The organism is Teichococcus aerophilus (assembly GCF_014490485.1).
In the GTDB taxonomy this organism is placed as follows: domain Bacteria; phylum Pseudomonadota; class Alphaproteobacteria; order Acetobacterales; family Acetobacteraceae; genus Pseudoroseomonas; species Pseudoroseomonas aerophila.
The window spans coordinates 1-755 of the sequence record NZ_JACTVA010000132.1 but is presented as its reverse complement, the minus strand read 5'-3'; the positions used below and the strand labels follow the sequence as shown (position 1 = coordinate 755).

1 protein-coding gene is annotated in these 755 nt (G+C 62.9%); it reads left to right on the top strand.

Going from position 1 to position 755, the window contains the following annotated elements; translation table 11 throughout:
* The coding region (locus tag IBL26_RS25445; RefSeq protein WP_187787285.1) for an MCP four helix bundle domain-containing protein at positions 1–755 on the top strand (755 nt) is incomplete at both ends.

Here is a 755-nt window from a genome sequence, read left to right as displayed (position 1 = left end):
AGCGACATCCGGCGGCTTTCCGTCATGGGCGTACAGCTTGAGCGGATCCGCTCCACGGATGGGCTCCTGCTGCTGGCCTCGACTTCGGAGGAGCGAGCCAGTCTTGCCAACTCGGTCGCAGAAGCACGTCAGCGGTTTGCAAAAACGTTTGCGGACTACGAGGCGGGCGTCGATCCCGGCGAAGAACGGCAACTCGCGAATAGCCTCAGGTCTGGCTGGGATCGCTTTTCGACGGCCGAGCAAGGCTTCGCAGCACTGGTCCAGAGTGGCCAGCGTGACAGGGCGGAGGCCATGCTCTCAGGCGGGATCCGCACCGAGGGGCTTGCCCTGCGTGGCGCGATCGAGAAGGCAGTTGGCTTTCAGGACCGGCAGTCTGACGGCGTCGTCGATTACGCAGGCAGCGTCGGCGCAACGGCCATGGCTTGGATCATCATTCTTCTCGTCGCGATGGTTGCCGTTTGTCTGGCAGTAGGCCTTTCTATGACCCGCAGTATCTCAGCTCCGGTCACAGCCATGACAGAGGCAATGCGGCAACTGGCGGCTCGGGAGATGAGCGTGCAGATCCCAGGCATCGGTCGTGGCGATGAAATCGGTGGTATGGCCAGCGCAGTAGGAGTGTTCCGCGATAATATGGTGGCCGCAGATCGATTGAGCGCCGAGCAAGAGGCGAGCCGCGCCGGCCGCGAGAAGCGCGCGATGCAGGTGGATGCACTGGTACGCGGCTTCGAGGAGCGGGTTGGTAACATGGTGGGCAT